Origin of the sequence: Cognatundibacterium rugosum (assembly GCF_014284365.1) — a bacterium.
Taxonomy (GTDB): domain Bacteria; phylum Pseudomonadota; class Gammaproteobacteria; order Burkholderiales; family Burkholderiaceae_D; genus Undibacterium; species Undibacterium rugosum.
In genome coordinates this window covers 88,626-109,194 of record NZ_JACOGG010000008.1, presented here as the reverse complement: position 1 = coordinate 109,194, position 20,569 = coordinate 88,626, and the positions used below count along the sequence as shown (strand labels likewise).

Here is a 20,569-nt window from a genome sequence, read left to right as displayed (position 1 = left end):
GATCGTTGCCCCATTTTTTCCCTGATCTGCCGCAACAGATCAGGGTGATTCAGCTGAACAAAATTACGCTTGTTCTACTTCTACGAACTCGTCAGAACCTGGCTTAACAGCTTCCAGAACTTCGTTCACTGCGTTTGCACGGCCTTCCAGGATTGCATCTGCAACGCCACGAGCGTACAGAGCGATTGCTTTGGAAGAGTCATCGTTACCAGGGATAACATAAGTTACGCCTTCTGGGGAGTGGTTAGTATCAACCACGCCGATAACCGGGATACCCAGTTTAGCTGCTTCAGTGATCGCGCCTTTGTGGTAACCAACGTCAACCACGAAAATTGCGTCAGGGATGCCGCCCATATCTTTGATACCGCCGATAGATTTTTGCAGCTTGATCATTTCACGCTGGAACATCAGAGCTTCTTTTTTAGACAGCTTTTCTACGGAGCCGTCTTCGATAGCTACTTCCATTTCTTTCAAACGCTTGATGGAGGTTTTGACAGTTTTGAAGTTTGTCAACATACCACCCAACCAACGTTGGTCAACGAAAGGCATACCTGCGCGCTGCGCTTCAGCCGCGATGATTTCACGCGATTGACGCTTAGTACCAACCAGCAGAATTGTGCCGCGGTTAGCGGACAATTGACGGATGTACTTCATCGCTTCCTGGTACATAGACAGAGTCTTTTCCAGGTTGACGATATGAATCTTGTTGCGATGGCCGAAAATGAACGGTGCCATTTTTGGGTTCCAAAAACGGGTTTGGTGACCAAAGTGCACACCAGCTTCCAGCATTTCACGCATTGTTACGGACATAATAACTCCAGGGTTAGGTCTTGAATCCAGTCAGTGATCCAGGTCATACCCGAACACCCTTTCAGACCGGATTCGATTAATAAAAAATGATTAACTTGCAAAGATTTTTTAATGCCAATACAAGCTAACCATCTATTCTACTATGAAAACATTGCTTTCCTCAAGCATCCCATCATCTCAAACAGGACGACAGAGGCGCAGCTCGTCTATAATGAAGCCCCAAGGCTTTCTCTGAGGAATGTTTTAATCCTATTTCCAGAGCGCAGCAATTCCAACACTTTTTCAAAATAACAAAAATCCGTATGGACTCCATTTCTATTAAATCCGCTGAAGACATCGCAGGCATGCGCATTGCAGGCAAATTAGCCTCCGAAGTGCTGGATTACATCACGCCTTTCGTCAAACCCGGCGTTACCACTGAAGAATTAGACCGTCTTTGTCATGAATACATGGTCAACGTGCAAGGCACCATCCCGGCACCCCTGAATTACTGCCCGCCCGGCTACACACCCTACCCAAAAGCAATCTGCACCTCAGTCAATGATGTGATTTGCCACGGCATCCCGAATGCCAAGGCACTCAAAAACGGCGACGTGGTCAATCTTGACATCACCGTCATTAAAGATGGCTACCACGGCGACACCAGCCGTATGTTTTTCATTGGCGAACCCTCCATCCTGGCGCGCCGCCTGTCGCAAATCACGTATGAATGCCTGTGGATAGGCATCGCCAAGGTCAAACCTGGCGTCCATCTGGGCGATATCGGCCATGCGATACAACAGCACGCAGAGAAAGCCGGCTACAGCGTAGTCCGTGAATTCTGCGGCCACGGCATAGGCAAGGTTTTCCATGAAGCGCCACAAGTGATGCACTATGGCAAACCTGGCACCATGGAAAAACTGGAAGCTGGCATGATCTTCACGATAGAACCGATGATCAATGCGGGCAAAAAAGAAATCAAGGCGATGCCAGACGGCTGGACCATCAAAACCAAGGACCGCAGCCTGTCAGCACAATGGGAACACACCATACTGGTCACCGAAACCGGCTTTGAAGTACTGACTATGTCTGAAGGCTATCCAGCGCTGCCGGATTTCATCAAACTGGCCTGAGATCTGCACAATGAGCACCCCTATGCTGGCATTCAAGGACAAACTGAAAAGCGCGCAGGCGGAAGTCATACAGCGCTTTAAAGAACAGGAAAAAGCAGAGCAGCTACTACAGGATCTGTGTAAAAACGTAGACCAGACCCTGACTGAAATCTGGCGTCATTTTGCCCTGCCCAAAGAGTGCTCATTAATCGCCGTCGGCGGCTATGGCCGTGGCGAACTATTCCCCTACTCCGATGTGGATGTACTGATACTGCTGCAAACCCAGCCTGACAGTGCACTCAAAGAGAAACTGGAAAACCTGGTGCAATTGCTGTGGGACATAGGCCTGGATATAGGACATAGCATACGTACCGTCGAAGAATGCCTGCAAGAGTCAGCCGCCGATATCACCGTGCAAACCAGCCTGCTGGAAGCCAGACTGGTGACCGGCAGCCGCAAATTATTCCGCGCCTTACAGCAGGATTATCTGGCGGCGATGCAGCCGCAAAAGTTTTTTCAGGCCAAACTGCTGGAACTGCAGCAGCGCCACGTAAAATACGAAGACACACCTTACAGCCTGGAGCCGAACTGCAAGGAAAGCCCGGGCGGCCTGCGCGATTTGCAAGTCATACTCTGGGTAGCAAAAGCCGCCAATCTGGGTAATTCCTGGCATGAACTGGCTAAGCGCGGCCTGATTACCGACACCGAAGCACGTCAGCTAAAACGGAATGAACGCGCCTTCAAAGACATACGCATACGTCTGCACTTGCACGCCAAACGGCGCGAAGATCGCCTGATTTTCGATATACAGGCGCCAATTGCGGAAAGCTTTGGCTTTAAAACCACCGAATCACGCCGCGCCAGCGAATACCTGATGCAGCGTTACTACTGGGCGGCCAAGGCAGTCACGCAACTCAATCAGATTTTGCTGCAAAACATAGAAGCCGTGTTGTTCCCGCAAGACAGCACGGCGCGGCCTATCCATGCGCGCTTTAACGAAGTCAATGGCTTCATCGATATCGCAGAGGACGACACTTTTGAGTCGCATCCTTCTGCGGTGCTCGAAGTGTTTTTGGTACTGGCTCAGCACAGCGAACTCAAGGGCATGACTGCGCGCACCCTGCGTGCGTTGTGGCATGCGCGTTTGCTGATGGATGCCGAATTCCGCCACAATATTTTCAACCGTGCGCTGTTTTTACAGATCCTGCAATCGCCGCGTGGCATCACCCATGCGCTGCGCCGCATGAATCAGATGAGCATATTGGGCCGTTACCTGCCCAACTTCCGCCGCATCATAGGCCAGATGCAGCATGACTTATTCCATGCCTATACGGTGGACCAGCACATCCTGATGGTGGTACGCAATCTGCGCCGCTTCACTATGCCAGAACATGCGCATGAATACCCGTTCTGCAGCCAGTTAATGGCGAACTTCAATGAACCCTGGGTGCTCTACATCGCCGCCCTGTTCCATGATATTGCCAAGGGACGCGGCGGCGATCACTCCGTGCTGGGCATGGCCGATGCCAAGAAGTTCTGTTACGACCATGGTTTAACGCGCGCCAATACCGAGCTGGTGGTCTTCCTGGTGCAAAATCATCTGACTATGTCTCAGGTCGCGCAAAAACAGGATTTATCCGATCCCGACGTGGTGCAGCACTTCGCCAGCCTGGTCAAGGATGAGCGCCATTTGACCGCACTGTATCTGCTGACGGTCTGCGATATCCGTGGCACCAGCCCGAAAGTGTGGAATGCCTGGAAAGGCAAGCTGCTGGAAGATTTATACAAAATGACCTTGCGCGTATTGGGTGGCGAAATGCCATCTAAAGACCGCGAACTCAAAAACCGCCAGGAAGATGCGCTCAAAGCCTTGCGTTTGGCTGGCATTGCACCGAACGCACACGAAGAATTCTGGAAGCAACTCGATGTCGCCTATTTCCTGCGCCATGACGCCTCAGACATCGCCTGGCAAACCCGGGTACTGCATGATAAAACCCATGCCAGCCATCCCGTCGTCAAATGCAGACTGTCACCGATAGGCGAAGGCTTACAGGTCACGGTCTATGTCAAGGATCAGGCGGATCTGTTTGCGCGCATCTGCAATTATTTTGATGGCAAAAATTTCGGCATTCTGGATGCCAAAATTCATACCTGCAGCAATGGCTATGCGCTCGATACCTTCCTGGTCATCGAACCCAGCTTTGCCAATCAATACCGCGACATCATTAATCTGATCGAGCATGAACTCAGTGAAATCCTGACCCTTCAGACACCGCTGTCAGCGCCGAACCGCGGACGCTTATCGAGAATGTCGCGCAGCTTCCCAATCACGCCCAGCGTGGATTTACGCCCTGATGATAAGGGACAGTATTACCTGCTATCGATATCGGCGAATGACAGAAATGGTCTGTTGTACGCGATTGCGAATGTACTCACCAAGTACAAAATCAATCTGCATACCGCTAAGATCATGACTCTGGGCGAACGGGTGGAAGACGTATTCATCGTTGATGGAGCGGCCTTACAAGGCGCAAAAACCCAGATCCAGTTTGAGGCGGAATTACTGGATGCGCTGCGTATCTGAGGCTTTTCAGCCAGATCTGCGCGGCACTCCGTTACAATGCGAACCTGACGAATATCAGCAACTCAATTAGCCAAGCTGAGCTAAACCAAGCCACGACAAGCTAACTCAAACAAATATAAGTAACTACCAGCCACTATAAGCAACACATGACAGACTTAATCAGATTATCAAAACGCATGTCCGAGCTCGGACTTTGTTCACGCCGCGAAGCCGACGAATGGATCGCCAAGGGCTGGGTCCGGGTCGATGGCAAAATCGTGTCCGAACTCGGCAGTAAAGTGCTACCGCATCAAAAAGTCAGCGTAGAACGCCAGGCCGCCGCCGAGCAATCCAAGCGCGTCACCATCTTAATCAATAAGCCGGTAGGCTATGTCAGTGGTCAGGCGGAAGATGGCTACACGCCTGCAGTCGGGCTGATCAAGCCAGAAAATCGCTGGAGCGAAGACACGGTCGACACCATGTTCCACCCTACCCAGCTACGCAGCCTCGTGCCTGCCGGTCGGCTGGATATCGACTCCGTGGGCTTACTGGTATTGACGCAGGACGGCCGTATCGCCAAGCACCTGATCGGTGAAACCACGGTCGTGGAAAAAGAATACCTGGTACGCGTACAGTACAGCAAACCGGGTCGCCTGCCAGCCGAAGACCTGAAACGCCTGAACCATGGCTTGTCGCTGGACGGTAAAAAGCTGTTACCCGCCAAAGTCAGCTGGCAAAATGAAGACCAGCTCAATTTCATCCTGAAAGAAGGCAAAAAACGCCAGATTCGCCGCATGTGCGAAATGGTCGGTCTGCGTGTACTGGGTCTGAAACGGGTACGCATCGGTAAAGTCAAACTCGGTAAATTACCGGAAGGCCAATGGCGCTATCTGCGCGAAGATGAGGTTTTCTGATCAGCCGTCCAACACGTTCATGTGTTTAAGCTGATGTGTTTAAGCTGTGTAGGGCGCATCGTGATGCGCCGCATTTGACTTTCAATCAGTGCGATCCATTCGGTGCGGCTTCTTCAATCGGGTCGCAGATTATTCCTGCTGGACCTCGCATCGCTTGGCAGAAGCAAGCGTTTATTCTCACCATTGGGCAGCCGACGTTTTGATCTGTCTTGATGACGAAAACGACTCCATGCGGCGCATCGCGATGTGCCCTACCCGCTCTACAATTCGCTCCACCTCACGATCTTTTGACCAAGTACCGTCGCGCCTTCGACGTTCAGTTGTACATCGTCACCCTGGGTCTCAATCTCTAACAGGATTCTGCCTGCTGCACCTACCACCTATCTGGGACTAAATATTTCTTAAGTCTGATTTTTACATTGGATAAACCAAGTTCGTGATCGCTAATAGCTTTGGCATGACGAATCACATCGGCATCATCCGATATAATAATTGAATCATTAAACGAAATACCGTATAGTAAGACATAATATTCATCTTCAGTTTCTCGAGTTTGTTTTTCAATTACGATCGTACCAATGGTACCGCCCTTGTCATCCTTTGTTATTTTTGGCAAATAAACAAAATCCATTTCCAAACGAAAGCCGGATAGAATTTCTGTTTTCTTACTACTCTTAAACTCAAAACCAAGCTTACGATATTCTTCAATGATTGTCGTTAGCAATTCGTTGAACTCGATCCCTTTAAAAATGGTTTTCCTGTATACAGGTTTAGCGTCAACGCTTTGGACAGGCATCAACATTCCTATAAGTAGCAACAGACCAACGAGATGACGTCGAATATGCTGAAAATCAGACATTTTACACTCCTATCAATTAATTCATCTTCAAAAAACACATCACAAAAAATATACGCGATATTTCTCAGCCATTGATTGAAGTGTGGTTTATCCTTACGATTAGGCAGCCGGTGTTTTGATCAGTCTTGATGACGGTAACGATTCCATGCGGCGCATCGCGATGCACCCTACCCGCTCTACAATTCGTTCCGCCTTACAGCCTTAACGCAGCTTGATTCGGGAAGGTTTGAGGTGTACTGTCAATAACGGACACTCTTGTTTCAAGCCGCCTGCGGCTGTTTGCTGAAGAATTCAGCGAACAACGCTGGCGGAATATTGCCAAGGCGGGAGTGACGCCGCTGGCGGTTATAAAAGCTCTCTATGTATTCTTGAATTGCTGACTGCGCGTCGGCTCGCGTAGCGTAGCGCTGGTGATGCACCAGTTCGTTTTTCAAGCTACCCCAGAAGCTCTCCATCGGGGCGTTGTCATAGCAATTCCCTTTGCGCGACATGGAGGCTTGCATGCCGAATTGTTCTACCAGCTTACGATAGTCATGAGCGCAATATTGGCTACCCCGATCTGAGTGATGAATCAATCCTGGTGCTGGCCGCTTATTGGTCGCGGCGCGCCAAAGTGCCTGCGCCGTCAGGGCCTGTGTCATGCGATCACCCATCGCATAGCCCACGATTTCGCAGGTGAACACGTCCTTCACGCCGGCTAGGTAGAGCCATCCCTCACCGGTCTGAATGTACGTGATATCCGTCACCCAGGCTTCATTCGGCCGGGTTGGGACGAATTTCTGCTTGAGCAGATTGTCGGCCACAGGCAGGTCATGATTCGAGTTCGTCGTGGCCTTGAATTTGCGCTTCTGCTTGCAGCGCAAATCCAATTCGCGACGCAGGCGTGCAATGCGGTCGCGGCCAGCCTCAAAGCCTTGTTCCGCAAGCTCTGGCTGCATACGCAGTGGCCCGTAGGTCTCGCGGCTCTGCGTGTGAACCGCCTTAATGGCCACCTTAAGGCGCTCATCTGCCTGCGCACGCGGCGACAATGTGCCTTTCGCCCAAGCGTAGTAGCCGCTGCGCGAGACACCAAAGACGCGGCACATAACGGCAATCGGATAGTGGAGTCGCATCGTCTTCATGACCGCGTACTTGGCAGCGACTCCCGCGCAAAGTACGCCGCCGCTTATTTTACGATATCTCGCTCCACGCGGGCTTCCGCGAGCTCTCTGCGCAGCTTCGCGTTCTCCGCTTCCAGTTCGGGGACAGTGCGACTTCCTGGTGCTGCGCAGGGCGTCGTCCCGCGCTTGGCGGTGCTTACCCAATTGGCCAAGGTTCCTTTCGGAATGGCAATGCGCGCTGCCGCGTCTTCGAGCGTCAGACCCTGCGTCAAGACCAGCTTCACGGCTTCTTCACGAAGCTCCGGTGTGTATGTTTTTATTCGTTTCATAAATTCTCCCTTTGGTGAAGTTTACCAAACAGGAGTGTCCGATAAGGTCAGGGTACCTCAGTTTCCTTCAAATAGGCAATCAATTGCTTACGAGACAAATGCGGATTTGAAGTCATTGCTTCTGACAAAACTTCACCTCCTTGAACTTCAAAGCTTAAAAAAACCGCAATTGGTGTTATGGACCCAAATTCCAATTTTCCCCACGTAGTAGGTGTGAAAATCCTCCACTTCCAAGTTATAAACTGGCAGCTTCAAGTAAGGATAGTTCGTCTCGCTTCTTTCAGCCTCTTCAATTGCAAGTTGAGAATACAAAGGATGATCTGCTTCGAGAGCCTGAATACGCTCAATTGCCATCGCTTCCGAAGCAATTAATTTATTATTCTTATAATCAATTAAAAGCCCTGGCCGCGTGAGGTCGCCCATATAGGAAGGAGTCCAACCAGCGCCATCAGAATCGGCAGCATAAATCGAACCACATCCTCCAATTTTTGTATATGTACCATCGAACAATTCAAACTGTTCTCCATCAGTAAAACGTCCTTTTGGCAAGTTATTGGCTGCAGTCCATCCTTGCCCGACCACCCAAAATGGATGGTTTAGTGTCGATACAATTCGCTCAAATGCGTTCGGTCTGATTGGAACTTCACCACAAACCTCCATCACCGTGGTCGGCTCATACGCAAACGTTTTCAACACACGTTTGTAGGCCTGTTCTCCACCGTTCTCTGGTTTCGATAAAACCCAATCACCGATCTTGATTTGCTCAATGGGTACCAAGCCTTCTTTGGTATGCACCAACGTACCTGCAGCAAAACAGGCGCCGGGTTCAAACCATTTTCTATCGGTACTAAGTTTCTGCAGCTTCTCTAGCACCAGTTTAAGTTGCTTCTCGCCCGCCCCACCAATTTCTTTCTTCAATTTATCCACAGATGGAAGAGCAAACGCTTCACGCAGAATTGATGTGAGATCATAGTCGAGGAGTGAAGCAGAACATCCCTGCATGAGCTCTTCTTCCAGTTGCTGGAATTCTTTAATCTGCAAATCAATTGGCAGGTCTTTATCAATCGCGCCTGCCAATTTTGAAAATTCCTCCCGATACCATTTGGTAGCATCGATGATGGTTTTGGTCTTTGCTTTTGGCGTAGTAAAAATAAGTTTCCCCTTGATTCTGACTTCTGTTTCGCCTGTAATTGTTGACACGTTGCTTTCGTATGGACGGGTTTCCAGACCTGCTTAATCGTCGAATATACTGAGAACTAAATACGTTACATTCCTATCGGTTGTTTCATTTTCTAAAAACACTTCGCAAAACATATACGCGATACTCATCGGCCATTAATTGAAGTAAGCCCATGCGGCGCATCGCGATGCGCCTTACCTGTGCGGGTGTTGGCAAGCCACCTGCCCCGAGATTTATTCGCTGCCATCCTCACCGGGCCCACTCGCACTGTCGATCAGCATTTGTGCCTGCAGTTCAGGCATTTGCTCGACTTGCTTGAGCTTGCGGGTCATCTGACGGGTTCTGACTTCGGCCTGGTCGATATTTTTGGCGGCGCGTTCCAGCGTGGACTTCGTCGCTGCCAGCACTTCACCGAATTTACCGAATTCCGTTTTGACAGCGCCCAGCACTTGCCACACTTCGGAAGAACGTTTTTCCAGTATCAGCGTGCGGAAGCCCATCTGCAGGCTGTTCAGCAACGCAGATAAAGTCGATGGCCCGGCCACGGAAACGCGGAAACTGCGTTGCAAATCATCGGCCAGTCCGGGTCGGCGCATGACTTCGGCATACAAGCCCTCGGTCGGTAAAAACAGGATGGCGAAATCGGTCGTCAAAGGTGGAGATACGTATTTCTCAGCAATGGTCTTAGCTTCACTGCGTATGCTGCGCTCCAGCTCTTTTCCAGCCAGCGCCACGCCTTCTGCATCGGCACGTTCGGCGGCATCTAACAGACGCTCGTATTGCTCTTTGGGGAATTTGGCATCGATGGGCATCCATACCGGCGCCCTGCCTTCTTCTTTGCCGGGCAGCTTGACCGCAAATTCAACCCGCTCGCCTGTACCCGGCACGGTTTCTACATTCTTCGCATACTGATCAGGCGTCAGCATCTGTTCCAGCACCATTTCCAGCTGCACTTCGCCCCAGGTACCACGGGTTTTGACATTGGTCAGCACACGTTTCAAATCACCCACACCGATTGCCAGTTGCTGCATTTCGCCCAAGCCCTGATGCACTTTTTCCAGACGATCAGAAACCAGCTTAAACGACTCACCCAGCCTTTGCTCCAGCGTGGCATGCAGTTTTTCATCCACGGTTTTGCGCATCTCTTCGAGCTTGCCGCTGTTTTCAGCCTGTAGTTGCTGAATCTTTTGTTCCAGTGTGCTGCGGATTTCCTGCATGCGCTGCGCATTTGATTCGGTCAGTTGGTCTATGCGCTGCGATAAAGTATCGGCCATCTGTTTCAGGCTGGCGGTCTGCTCTTCGCGCCCGCACTGGCTTTGCAGCAGCAGGGTCTGGCGCAATTGTTCCAGCTGTTGGGCAAAGCTATCCAGCTGCCCTTTTTGCAGACCCGCACCCTGCGCCAGTTGCTGCACCAAAGCCTGTTGCAGCCGCGCCAGATTACTGCCCATTTCCTGGCGTCCTGCCAGCGCAGTGGACTGCAATTGCTCACGCAGCGAGCGCTCTGTTCTTTCCTGACTTTGCAACTGCTGTAACTGCGCCTGCTGCAAATAAGCCTGCAAGGCTTGCAGCTCCGTGCCCAGCGTTGCACTACCGGCCTTACCTTGTCTGAGCAAGAGCAGAATCAGCAAGCCCAGCACACCTGCCAAGCCAAGTAAGAGCGCCCAATCCATCCAAACCATTGTTGTCATAAGCCTTATCCGGGTGTATTCCGCATCCAGTCGGCGGTCTGAAAGAAGGAATTCATCAAGTGCAGTTGCAACTCTTCAGCGATGCCTACGTCCTGCATCGCCCAGGCCATACAACGCAGCCACTGATCACGTTCACTGACGCCGATCGCGAATGGCAAATGGCGCGCACGCAGACGCGGATGACCAAACTGACTGATATACAAATCCGGGCCACCCATCCAGCCCGATAAGAACCAAAATAATTTGTCGCGCGAACTATCGGTCGGCGTCGGATGCATGGCGCGTATGCCTGCAAATTCAGGCTCCAGCTCCATCAGGTCATAAAAGCGGTCGACCATTTGCCGCAGCGGCTCAGCGCCGCCTATGCGTTGATACAGGCTGACGGCCTGTTCTTCTTGCATATCATCTTGCCGGTCATCTTGCTGATGACTGCTTTCTTTTGTTGTCATACTTCTTTTTGACTTTCCTGCTATTTTTTAAAGGTAGATTCTTTGCGATGCTGTTCAGGATTCACGCAAGCTGATGATGGGTGCCTGCCTGAGTACATGGCGTAAGCCCAGCCAGCCGCCGGTCACAGCACAGCCCGCACCTAAGACAGCACCGGCCAGCCAGACCCAGGGCGAGAATTGCCACTCAAACTGAAAACTATAGGTGGCCAGCGTCCAGCCTATCGCCGTTGCACCTGCCGCCGCCAACACGCCAGCCAGACTACCGATCAGTAAAAACTCTATCCACTGCGCACGTGACAATTGCTGGCGCGTCGCCCCCAAAGCACGCAGTAATGCAGCTTCGCGCATACGCATATCCTGCGTACCGGCCAAGGCGGCATACAAAACCAGCACGCCCGCTAACAAGGTGAAGGCAAACAGGAATTCCACGGCCGTCACTACCTGATCCATCACAGCCTGCAACTGCCGTATCATGGCGCCCACATCGACAATTGTCAGATTCGGAAATTGCGCCGTCATCTTCTGTATCAGGCCCTGATCGGATGGTGGCAAATGGAAAGCAGTAATCCAGGTTTGCGGCATATCCTGCATGGCGGACGGATTGATGATGACAAAAAAGTTGACCCGCATCGAACCCCAGTCCAGCTTGCGCAGACTGGTCACGGTCACAGTCGTTTGCTGACCTGCCACATCAAAGCTCAGCTGATCACCCAGTTTCAGGCGCAGGGTTTTGGCTATACCTTCTTCAACCGAGGCTTCTGCGACATTCGCTTTGGATGCATCAAACCACTGACCCGCCGTGATCTTATTGAGTTCTGGCAGATCATCCATGGTCGACAAATTAAACTCCCTGTCCACCAGGCGTTTGGCCTGATCCTGCTCAAACGTTTCAGCTGTGACTGGTTGCTGGTTAATCGCGACTAAGCGGCCACGTATCATGGGATAAAAACGCGGTGCCGAGTAAGGCTGCAGCATTGCCGCAACCTCCGCGCGCTGATCAGGCTGGATATTGATTACGAATTGATTCGGTGCGTCAGCCGGTGTGGATTTTTTCCAGGCGGAGACCAGATCGGAGCGTATCACGGTCAGCAATAACAAGGCCATCAGGCCCAATGCCAGTGCCACCACCTGGATGACGCTGGCGCCCGGTCGGCGCTGCAAGGCACTCACGGCAAAGCGCCAGGAAGCCGAGCTAAACAGATTACGTGCAGGCTTTAATGCACTCACGCTGCCCCAGGCAATCAGCGCAAACAGCGCCAGACCAATCGCATAACCGGCGCTGGTCAGCAAACCCAGCTTGAGATCGCCGGTCTGCCACAGCAATAAACCGACAAACATAGCCAGACCACACAGATAACTGAACCAGGTCACAGGCTGCGGCGCATCCTGATCACGCCGTATCACGCGGTTATGCGGGATATTCCGCAATTGCAGTACCGGCGGCAAAGCAAAGCCCAGCAACAATACCAGCCCGGTCGCAACGCCCTGCACGGCTGGCAGCAGGCTTGCTGCTGGCAGATTTTTCGCGACCAGTGCACCCAGCCATTCCAGCAATACATAATGACTCAGGAAGCCGAGCAAAATACCGGCCAGACTTCCGGCGATGCCGACCAACAAAAACTCGATCAGATACAGCCAGCTCACCTGAGTCTGGGTCAGCCCCAGGCAACGCAGCATGGCGCAGGCATCCAAATGACGCAACATAAAGCGGCGTGCTGCCATTGCAATTGCCACCGCCGCCAGCATGGCGGACAAGAGGCTGACCAGCGACAAAAACTGTTCAGCACGATCCAGGGTCGCGCGCATTTCCGGGCGTCCGCTATCCAGCGACTCCAGCCGTATGCCTTTGAGTGCCTGCTGTTCTATGCGGTTTTTTAAAGTTTGCTGAAAAGCCTGTATCGCAGATTTGTCGCCCGCCAGCAGCAGACGATAGGTCACGCGTGAGCCATCCTGAATCAGGCCGGTAGCCGCCAGATCAGGCAAGGCGATCATCACGCGCGGCGCAAAATTCATGAAACCGGCACCACGGTCAGGTTCATCGCCGATCAGATTCGCGACGCTGAATTCCTTATCCCCCAGTCGCAGCAAGGATCCGGGCTGCACATGCAACGCGGCCTGCACGGCAGGATCTATCCACACGGTCCCGGCGGCCGGTATGGTGCTGGTCGCGACTTCACGCTCGCCCTGAAGCAGCTTCATCTGCCCACGCAAGGGATAGCCAGCGCTGACTGCTTTGAGCGACACCAGACGCGTCGCGAGCTGATCACCCTGACCGCTGATCGCCATACTTGGAAACACCACAGTTTCAGCCAGCTGCAAGCCTTGCTGGCTGGCTTCCGCCTTCCAGCTGGCGGGGACAGGCTGATCGGCGCTGACCAATAAATCCGCGCCCAGCAACTGATGCGCGTCTCTGGCCAGACCATTACGCATGCGATCGGTGAAGAAACCGACTGCACTCAGCGCGCCCACTGCGATCATCAATGCCACCAGCAAGAAGCGCAATTCGCCCGCGCGCCAGTCACGTAAAGTCATACGCCAGGAGATCAACCACATACCTGTATCCTATCTATGCTGTTTATGCTATCCATGCCTGGGGCCGGGCTCAATGCTGGCCACAACAACTCAGAATGCGTTGAGCGCCTGACTGAAGTCCGCTAGTAAATCATCACGGTCCTCAATACCGACCGAAACACGGATCAGTGAATCAGCGATGCCCATTTCTGCACGGCGGGCCGGGCCCATTTCAAAGAAAATGGTGTGTGCTACCGCAATAATCAAGGTCCGGGTATCGCCTAAATGGGTGGCATGGATCGCCAGTTTCAGATGCTGTAGGAAGTCGAAGCAGTCGATCTCAGGCTTGAGTTCGAAACTCAGCAAGGCGCCGTAAGCGCGGAACAATTCCGTGGCCAGCGCATGCTGGGGATGGCTGGGCAGACCGGGATAGTGCACCACCGCGACCCGCTCATCCTTTTGCAGCAAGGTCGCCAGCGCCAGTGCATTCGCCGATTCACGCTCCATGCGTAAGGCCAGGGTTTCTGCACCGACTGCGATCTGATGCGCCGCGTCCGGTGACAAACTGGCGCCAAAATCACGCAAGGCCTTGGCGCGGATTTGCGACATGCCCTGCATGGCGGACGCCTGCTGGCGGAAATTATCGGCAATATTCGGATAGCTGGCCCAGTCAAACAAGCCGGTATCACTGATCGCGCCACCCAGTACATTGCCATGTCCGGCGATAGACTTGGTGAGCGAATTAATCACCAGCCCAGCACCGACCGCTTTGGGACGGAATAAATACGGTGAGGTCATGGTGTTATCGACCACAAACAGAATGCCACGCGCATGGCACAATGCGCCGATGCGCTGCAAGTCTGCGATCTGGGTACGTGGATTGGCGATGGTTTCGACAAACACCATGCGGGTTTCCGGACGCAAGGCAGCCTCCACCTGCGCGACATCCGTCGCATCCACCATCGATACCTGTATGCCTTGCTGGGCCGTGGTTTGCCACACGCTATTGGTATTCCCGAACAGGAAGACCGATGACACCACGTGGTCGCCCTGACGCAATAAGGCCTGAAACACCGCGCCAATTGCTGCCATGCCAGTCGCGAAGCAAATGCTGGACACTGCATCTTCCATCTTACTGATTTTTTCTTCTAAGGCGGCGACCGTAGGATTACCCTGACGGCCATAGCGATAACCGGATTGCTTACCCTGAAAGACAGCGGCCAACTCACGCGCATCGCTGTAGCCATACATGACGGCGTTATGCACGGGTTTATGCACTGAGCCGTGCTCTATACTTTTTTGTCTGTCGTTATGAAGGATGGTGGTGGTAAATCCGTAATTGGCTAGATTGCTCATTCTTGACTCTGTTTCGGTTGCGGTCGGCGTAGATTTGAGCCGTCAGACTACACAGCGCGTGTAGCAAACGGCATAAAAGCGGTGTTCCAGACGTGCAGTGTACCGCATTGCCCTGACCCTTACTATTCCGGCCCGGGATAGTGCACGAATTTGCGCCGTATTCCGCCTTTGCGCTGACTTTAATCAGGCCGAAAGCGCAAAACAAAGGCGGGAAGGCAATTCAGCAGCCGCACCAGCCAGGCCAGGCGCCTCGGAAAGACCAGCGTCGCCTGTTTGCTGGCTATCGCTTGCAATATGCGGCTGGCAGCTTGCTGCTCTGAGCTCAGAAAAGGCTTATGACTGGCATCGCCCTGATTCAGATCGCGCAATTTCTGGGTATCGATATAACCGGGGATGATGGTGGTCACCTGCACTCCGAACGGAGCACAGGCACGACGGTAAGTATCGGTCAGCTGTATCACACTGCGTTTGGTCGCGGCATACACCGAAGCCCCCGGATAGTCTTGCATTAGCCCGGCAATTGAGGCGATCGCCACCAGTTGCCCGCGTCCCTGACGCAGCATCAGCTCAGATGCCGCCTGAAATGCATGCACCAGACCACTGACATTGGTAGCCAGCATGCGTTCAGTCTGTTCCAGGCTAAGCGCCTGGCGACGTGAATTGACGTAGGTACCTGCACTAACGATCAGCAAATCCAGCCCGCTTGCGGCAAATCCGCTGATCGCGGCACGCACAGCTTCCGCATCGGCGATATCCAGCTGCAGATACCGCAAACCCGGATACTGCTGCAATGCCTGTAAATCCAGCCGTTCAGGATGCCTGCCCGCCACCGTGACCTGATGCCCGGCCTGCAAATAGCTTTGTGCCAGCGCCCAGCCTATGCCTGAAGTCCCGCCAATAATCAGTATCTGTTGACTGTGTTTGCGCATCTGATCAGCCCTCACGCGGCATTCCGGCCGGCCTCGACACCCAGTGCCAGACAAGCGCGCTGATACCCGTAATCCCACTGCAATTGCAGCATTTGCCGGAATTGTGGGTAGGTGGCGGGCATCACCAGCTCGATGCGGTTGGCGCGCCAGTTAATGCGTTTGCCTATCTGGTGTTTTGTCAATGCACTGGTCATATCGGCGGTATCGACCCAGTAATCGGCAAACTGTTGATTGACCTCACGGATACGCTGATTGCCATCAAAACCAAGTACTGCCCTCACAGCAGGCAAACCCAGTAAGCGATCATATGGGGCTTTACGCTCCATCACGATCTGGCTGGCCAGCCGGCTGGCGATTTCTATCGGGAACAAATCCACCACACCGCCGATGTAAGCCTGCCCTGCGATTTCATGGCAGCGGAAATAATACATATCTGATATGGAGGCGCGTACTGCATCTGTCAGTGCCACGCCGCTTTGCACACGGATCTGTGGTGCAATACGCGATCCCGGAAAATGCACAGGTGCCAGAGGCGACACCATGCCGTTTAAGGCCGCTGCCAGCGCGCCTTCTGCAAACACGGTTTCTTCAAACCAGGGCCCGCCTATGCGACTGCCCGCAGCAGCGGACGGATACAGCACACGGCCCGCAATGATTGCCAGCTCCGGTGCGCCGGCATAGGATTGCGGCTCAGGCAAAGGCAACAGCGGCGGGACTTCAAACAGATAATCCTGATACAGATCGGGCGCTGTCTGCATAAAGCGCGACCACAAGGCGCGCTGACCCAAGTCCTTTAACGTGGTACTCAGCTTTTTTTGCGGATTCGAACCCAGGCCACACCAGTAGGCATACATCTGTGGCGAACTCAGGAATTCGAATCTGGATGCATTGTCCGGCAGGTTCCGTATCACCGCCGCCGCGATCGCCGCACCACAACTGGCCACCAGCACATCCGGCGCACGCTGATGCTGCTCCAATGCCGCCATCATGCCCAGATAATAGCCAAAGCGAAAACCGCCGCCCGCCATCACCAGACAACGTTGATAAGGCTGAGCCGCTGTGGCTTGCGCCATCACGCTCATGCTAAGATGTTCAGTCTTTGCGCTGTCTTTTTTTATTTTTTGCTGCATAACCTGCTTTGTCTGAATTCACTGAAATTTCTGCTGCTAAGGCACTAACGCCTGAACGCACCGCCACGCCTTCTTTGATGACCAGGCTGCTGGTGCTCAATGCACTGAGTTTTACGCTGATTTATCTGACGACCAACTGGCTGGCTGCGGCACATCAGGTCAGCCAGCATCTGATGCTGGCCGCCGATGCCAGCATACCGCTGATACCGTGGATGATTATTCCTTACAGCAGCTCGCTTGTGCTGTTTGTTTTCATTTTTTATCATTGCGGCACACAGCAGCAATGCAGGCAGTATAGCTTACAAATTTTCACGGCCACACATCTGGCAGGAATGTGCTTTCTGCTGATGCCACTCAGACAGCAGCATGCTGCCGTGCTGCCTGAAGGCTGGCTGGGCTTTGCGTTTCAATCCCTGTATCTGATGGATCAGCGCTATAACCAGCTACCGTCTTTGCATGTCGCGTATGCCCTTATTTTCTGGTTCCACTTACGCCAGACTATGCGTACCCTGCCTGCACAGTTATTGCTGCATACAGGGATTGCCCTACTGATTGCCTCAACCCTATTCACACATCAGCATCATCTGGCGGACGTGATTACTGGCGCTGCACTGGGCTGGCTATGCATCTGCTTATGCAAGCCGCATGAAGTGCCGCCAGTCGCTGCTTATTACCGGATTGCAGCCGCCTGGCTGGCTGCCTTAGCGTTCTACAGTCAAAATCTGTGGCTATTCCTGCTGACTGCGACAAGCTTGCCCTGTCTGCTACTGGTGGCGCAGGCCTATGCGCGCGGTGATCGTCACTTCCTGCATAAACAACAGGGGCAACATCCAGTCTGGGTCAGACTGCTGTATGCGCCTTATCTGACTGGCTACCGGCTGAGCTGGTTGCTGCAACGCTATGTGCTACAGCCCGCTATCCGCATTCAGCAGATCACGCCACTGCTGGCTATCGGACCCCGATTGCGCAACGCTGAAATCAGCCAGCTGCATCCGGCCAGTGCCATCATCGATCTGAGTGCAGAAATGCCGGAACATCCGGCGCTATGCGGACCTCTGGCTGCGGCGACGAAGCGCTATCTGCATTATCCCTTGCTCGACATCCTGCCACCCACCCCGCAGCAAATGCAGGAATTAGCCGCACTGATCCTGCCCTTACTAGAGGCTGGCACACCAGTGTATTTACATTGTGCGATGGGCTTTCATCGCTGCCGCCACATTGCACGCTACCTGACTTCTCATTGATGAAAATCTCTGTCTACCAGTTAAAACCCCAGTTCCAACGCTTGCTGAGCCCGCTGTTAGGCGCGCTGCAGGGCAGCGGCATCACGCCAAATCAAATTACCTTGTTCAGCATGACGCTGTGCCTGCTATACGGCGGCGCGCTGGCGCTGTTCGCCGATCACACGATTTTATGGCGGCTCTATCCGTTTGCCATGCTGTTCAGGATGGCGCTGAATGCCATCGATGGCATGTATGCCAATGCCAGTGGCATGAAAACCCGGCTCGGTGCGCTGCTCAATGAAATCTGCGATGTAATTTCTGATCTCGCGCTGTATCTCCCGCTGATCCTCATGCTACCTGTGCACCCGGCCTGGATCATCGCTGTGCTGATGCTGGCCATGCTCAGTGAATTTGCCGGCGTGCTGGGCCTCAGCGTAGGCGCGGCGCGTGGCTTTCAGGGACCTATGGGAAAAAGCGACCGTGCCGTGCTATTTGGATCACTGAGTCTGGCTGGCGTATGCGCAGCACCAGCCAGCTGGATCAGCGCAGTCCTAAGTCTGTCCATCCTGCTGTCTGTATGTACTGTCTGGAACCGGTTGAGCGCTGCACTTAAGCAGCAGGACGAGACACAAGACGGCGCGCCAGACTCACGCTGAATATGCCCTGCAGCCCAATCAGGGAGCAGACTTTACGGCAGCCGGTTTCTGCCAGCAACGCGTCCAGCTCCGCCTGCGAACGTGGCCGCATCACCCAAGGCTGGCCCTGGTGATTATTGAGCGTGCCAGCGATCATTGCTAACTGCGGATGCCAGGGCTGTCCGGTATAAATCACACAGCCCTGCTCTGCCAGCACGCGTGCGATGCCCTTCACCGCACTGAGTATCAGGGCATTATCAGCAAACAGCTCAAACAGGCCAGACACAATCACAATATCGTATTGCGCGTCGCCCTGATAACTGGCTGCATCAAACGCATCACATTGCTCAAAACGGACACTGTCCGTCAGCCCTAGTTCAGTCGCTAAGCCTTGCGCAGCCTGCAGATTGGCCTCTGCATAATCACGCAGACAGAGGGCAAACCTGCGTTCGCCAAAGCGTTTTACCGTCTCCAGCACATAACGACCACCACCTGTCGCCAAATCCAGGATGCGCACCGTCTGGCCAGCGGGCACAGCCTGTATCGCCTCGGATAAGATTTGCTGTAAATGGACGCGGCGCTCACGGATACCACGCCAGCCCACCGCATCCAGATAGCCCCGATCGATGAATTTACCTATGCCCCAGCGCCCTGCTGCCTGATTTTTGTACACATAATCGAGTGAACTGCCGGAATCGAAACCGGTCTCCAGGCCGATACGCATGCCATCGCTGAGGCGCCCCAGACTATGGAGCATGCGCTTTTGAACAGCGAAATTCAGTTTTTGTAGCGCGCTGATGCTCTGACCATTGCTCAAGGCCTGATAAGCACGCGCTGACTGTCCATGGCGATCCTGCGTCAGATAACGCCGCGCGTCTGGTACTGGCAACGCAAAACATTGCTGCACAAATTCACGCACTTCCTGATATGCAAGCCGGGTATCCTGTTCGTAGAGCAGCGCATGAAAGGCATCCGGAATCCGCACATATTTTTTGTGCAGCGAGCTGATACGTTCAAAAAATAAGTGCTGCGGCTTTTCTTTGACCACATAATCCTTGCCCGCAACCAGCATCAGCACTGGCACATCCAGCGCCGCCGCATCCGCTACTATCCTTTGCGCGGTATCAGCCAGATCCAACAAGACACGGGCAGAGATATTTTTCGTGACCAGCTTGTCTGAGGCATAGGAACTGGCTTGCTGCGCCGAATGGGTCAGCATGCCTGGGCGGATATAACTGGTCACAAATAAGTCAGGCTGAAAACACCTCGCCAGCCTGAGTGCAGGCTTCGCCAGCGGCACATACAGATTGATATCAAATGCGGCAGCTGCCATCGCCAGGCCGCGCAGTGGCGGCGCATAGTCATGTACCCAGGTGGCAGCAATGACGGCACCGACACTATTGGCGATCACCACAATTTGCTCAGCACCGTAGCCATATTGCGCCGACAAATGCTGCATGAAAGCGTCAAAATCCCTGACCAGACACATGAAATCGGGCGCATCACCACGCTCGCCCGGCGAGTAACCATGTCCGCGTGCATCCCAGGCAAAGGCTGCGGTGTCAGTGGGCGTGAATTCTTCAACCAGTTGTTGCACACGGCCAGAATGCTCATGTCCACGGTGCAAAAATACCAGCGCCTTCTTCACCTTATCCGGTACGGCGCTCAGCGCAGGCCAATGGCGAAAGAATAGCCGGGTACCATCATGCGACACGAAACCGCTTTCTTCAGCAAGCCGGGTGACAGACAGGTTAGTAGTCATCTTGTTCCATTCTTTAAAAAGAAAATCAGCAGCACGCATC

The 20,569-nt window shown here is 53.3% G+C and carries 15 protein-coding genes and 1 pseudogene; 5 read left to right on the top strand and 11 right to left on the bottom strand.

The features are described 5' to 3' along the window. Nucleotides 1-63: 63 nt before the first annotated feature. Complete coding sequence (rpsB, locus tag H8K47_RS09380) at nt 64-810, bottom strand: 30S ribosomal protein S2 (protein ID WP_162018440.1); 747 nt, start codon at nt 808-810, stop codon at nt 64-66. 248 nt (nt 811-1,058) lie between these two features. Here rpsB and map point away from each other — a divergent pair. From map to H8K47_RS09365, 3 genes and pseudogenes are all read left to right on the top strand, one after another. After that, nucleotides 1,059-1,922: pseudogene (gene map, locus H8K47_RS09375) on the top strand (type I methionyl aminopeptidase); the annotation flags it as partial. A 10-nt stretch (nt 1,923-1,932) separates the two neighbouring features. Further along, nucleotides 1,933-4,485, top strand: coding sequence for a [protein-PII] uridylyltransferase (locus H8K47_RS09370; RefSeq protein WP_186881145.1), 2,553 nt, complete (start codon nt 1,933-1,935; stop codon nt 4,483-4,485). Nucleotides 4,486-4,631: 146 nt separating this feature from the next. Further along, nucleotides 4,632-5,378: a pseudouridine synthase gene (locus H8K47_RS09365; protein WP_186881144.1), complete on the top strand. Its 747-nt coding sequence runs from the start codon at nt 4,632-4,634 to the stop codon at nt 5,376-5,378. A gap of 373 nt (nt 5,379-5,751) precedes the next feature. Here H8K47_RS09365 and H8K47_RS09360 read toward each other — a convergent pair whose 3' ends face one another. The 9 genes from H8K47_RS09360 to H8K47_RS09320 form a co-directional block, all read right to left on the bottom strand. Beyond that, nucleotides 5,752-6,237 (bottom strand): hypothetical protein, encoded by a 486-nt coding sequence (locus H8K47_RS09360; protein WP_186881143.1) that lies wholly within the window; start codon nt 6,235-6,237, stop codon nt 5,752-5,754. 260 nt (nt 6,238-6,497) lie between these two features. After that, nucleotides 6,498-7,666 (bottom strand): IS3 family transposase gene (locus H8K47_RS09355; RefSeq protein WP_186881142.1). Its coding sequence is split into 2 segments (ribosomal slippage): nt 6,498-7,405 and nt 7,405-7,666, totalling 1,170 coding nucleotides; the frame shifts between segments, so codons are not numbered across the junction. A 147-nt stretch (nt 7,667-7,813) separates the two neighbouring features. Further along, nucleotides 7,814-8,866 carry a polymorphic toxin-type HINT domain-containing protein gene (locus H8K47_RS09350; RefSeq protein WP_186881141.1) on the bottom strand — a complete coding sequence of 351 codons (1,053 nt, stop codon included), beginning with the start codon at nt 8,864-8,866 and terminating at the stop codon, nt 7,814-7,816. Between the two features lie 213 nt (nt 8,867-9,079). After that, nucleotides 9,080-10,525 carry a DNA recombination protein RmuC gene (locus H8K47_RS09345; protein ID WP_186881214.1) on the bottom strand — a complete coding sequence of 482 codons (1,446 nt, stop codon included), beginning with the start codon at nt 10,523-10,525 and terminating at the stop codon, nt 9,080-9,082. A gap of 14 nt (nt 10,526-10,539) precedes the next feature. Next, the gene (locus tag H8K47_RS09340) at nt 10,540-10,935 is read right to left on the bottom strand and encodes a group II truncated hemoglobin (RefSeq protein WP_186881213.1); all 396 of its coding nucleotides are present in this window, start codon (nt 10,933-10,935) and stop codon (nt 10,540-10,542) included. A gap of 102 nt (nt 10,936-11,037) precedes the next feature. Continuing rightward, nucleotides 11,038-13,536 (bottom strand): ABC transporter permease, encoded by a 2,499-nt coding sequence (locus H8K47_RS09335; protein WP_186881140.1) that lies wholly within the window; start codon nt 13,534-13,536, stop codon nt 11,038-11,040. Nucleotides 13,537-13,605: 69 nt separating this feature from the next. Then, the gene (locus H8K47_RS09330; RefSeq protein ID WP_186881139.1) at nt 13,606-14,850 is read right to left on the bottom strand and encodes a cystathionine gamma-synthase family protein; all 1,245 of its coding nucleotides are present in this window, start codon (nt 14,848-14,850) and stop codon (nt 13,606-13,608) included. Nucleotides 14,851-15,029: 179 nt separating this feature from the next. Continuing rightward, a complete protein-coding gene (locus tag H8K47_RS09325) occupies nt 15,030-15,779 on the bottom strand; it encodes an SDR family NAD(P)-dependent oxidoreductase (RefSeq protein ID WP_186881138.1) in 750 nt (249 codons plus the stop codon). An 11-nt stretch (nt 15,780-15,790) separates the two neighbouring features. Continuing rightward, on the bottom strand, nt 15,791-16,909 hold the full coding sequence (locus H8K47_RS09320) for a patatin-like phospholipase family protein (RefSeq protein WP_186881137.1): 1,119 nt from the start codon (nt 16,907-16,909) through the stop codon (nt 15,791-15,793). Nucleotides 16,910-16,917: 8 nt separating this feature from the next. Between H8K47_RS09320 and H8K47_RS09315 the strand changes: the two genes are divergently transcribed. Then, entirely contained in the window at nt 16,918-18,153 is a 1,236-nt protein-coding gene (locus H8K47_RS09315) for a phosphatase PAP2 family protein (RefSeq protein WP_186881136.1), read from the top strand. Continuing rightward, on the top strand, nt 18,153-18,788 hold the full coding sequence (locus H8K47_RS09310) for a CDP-alcohol phosphatidyltransferase family protein (protein ID WP_186881135.1): 636 nt from the start codon (nt 18,153-18,155) through the stop codon (nt 18,786-18,788). Before H8K47_RS09315 ends, H8K47_RS09310 begins: the two co-directional genes overlap by 1 nt. Here the strand turns inward: H8K47_RS09310 and H8K47_RS09305 are convergent. Further along, nucleotides 18,742-20,529: a bifunctional alpha/beta hydrolase/class I SAM-dependent methyltransferase gene (locus H8K47_RS09305; RefSeq protein WP_186881134.1), complete on the bottom strand. Its 1,788-nt coding sequence runs from the start codon at nt 20,527-20,529 to the stop codon at nt 18,742-18,744. The two genes, H8K47_RS09310 and H8K47_RS09305, sit on opposite strands and share 47 nt — an antisense overlap. Nucleotides 20,530-20,569 lie beyond the last annotated feature (40 nt).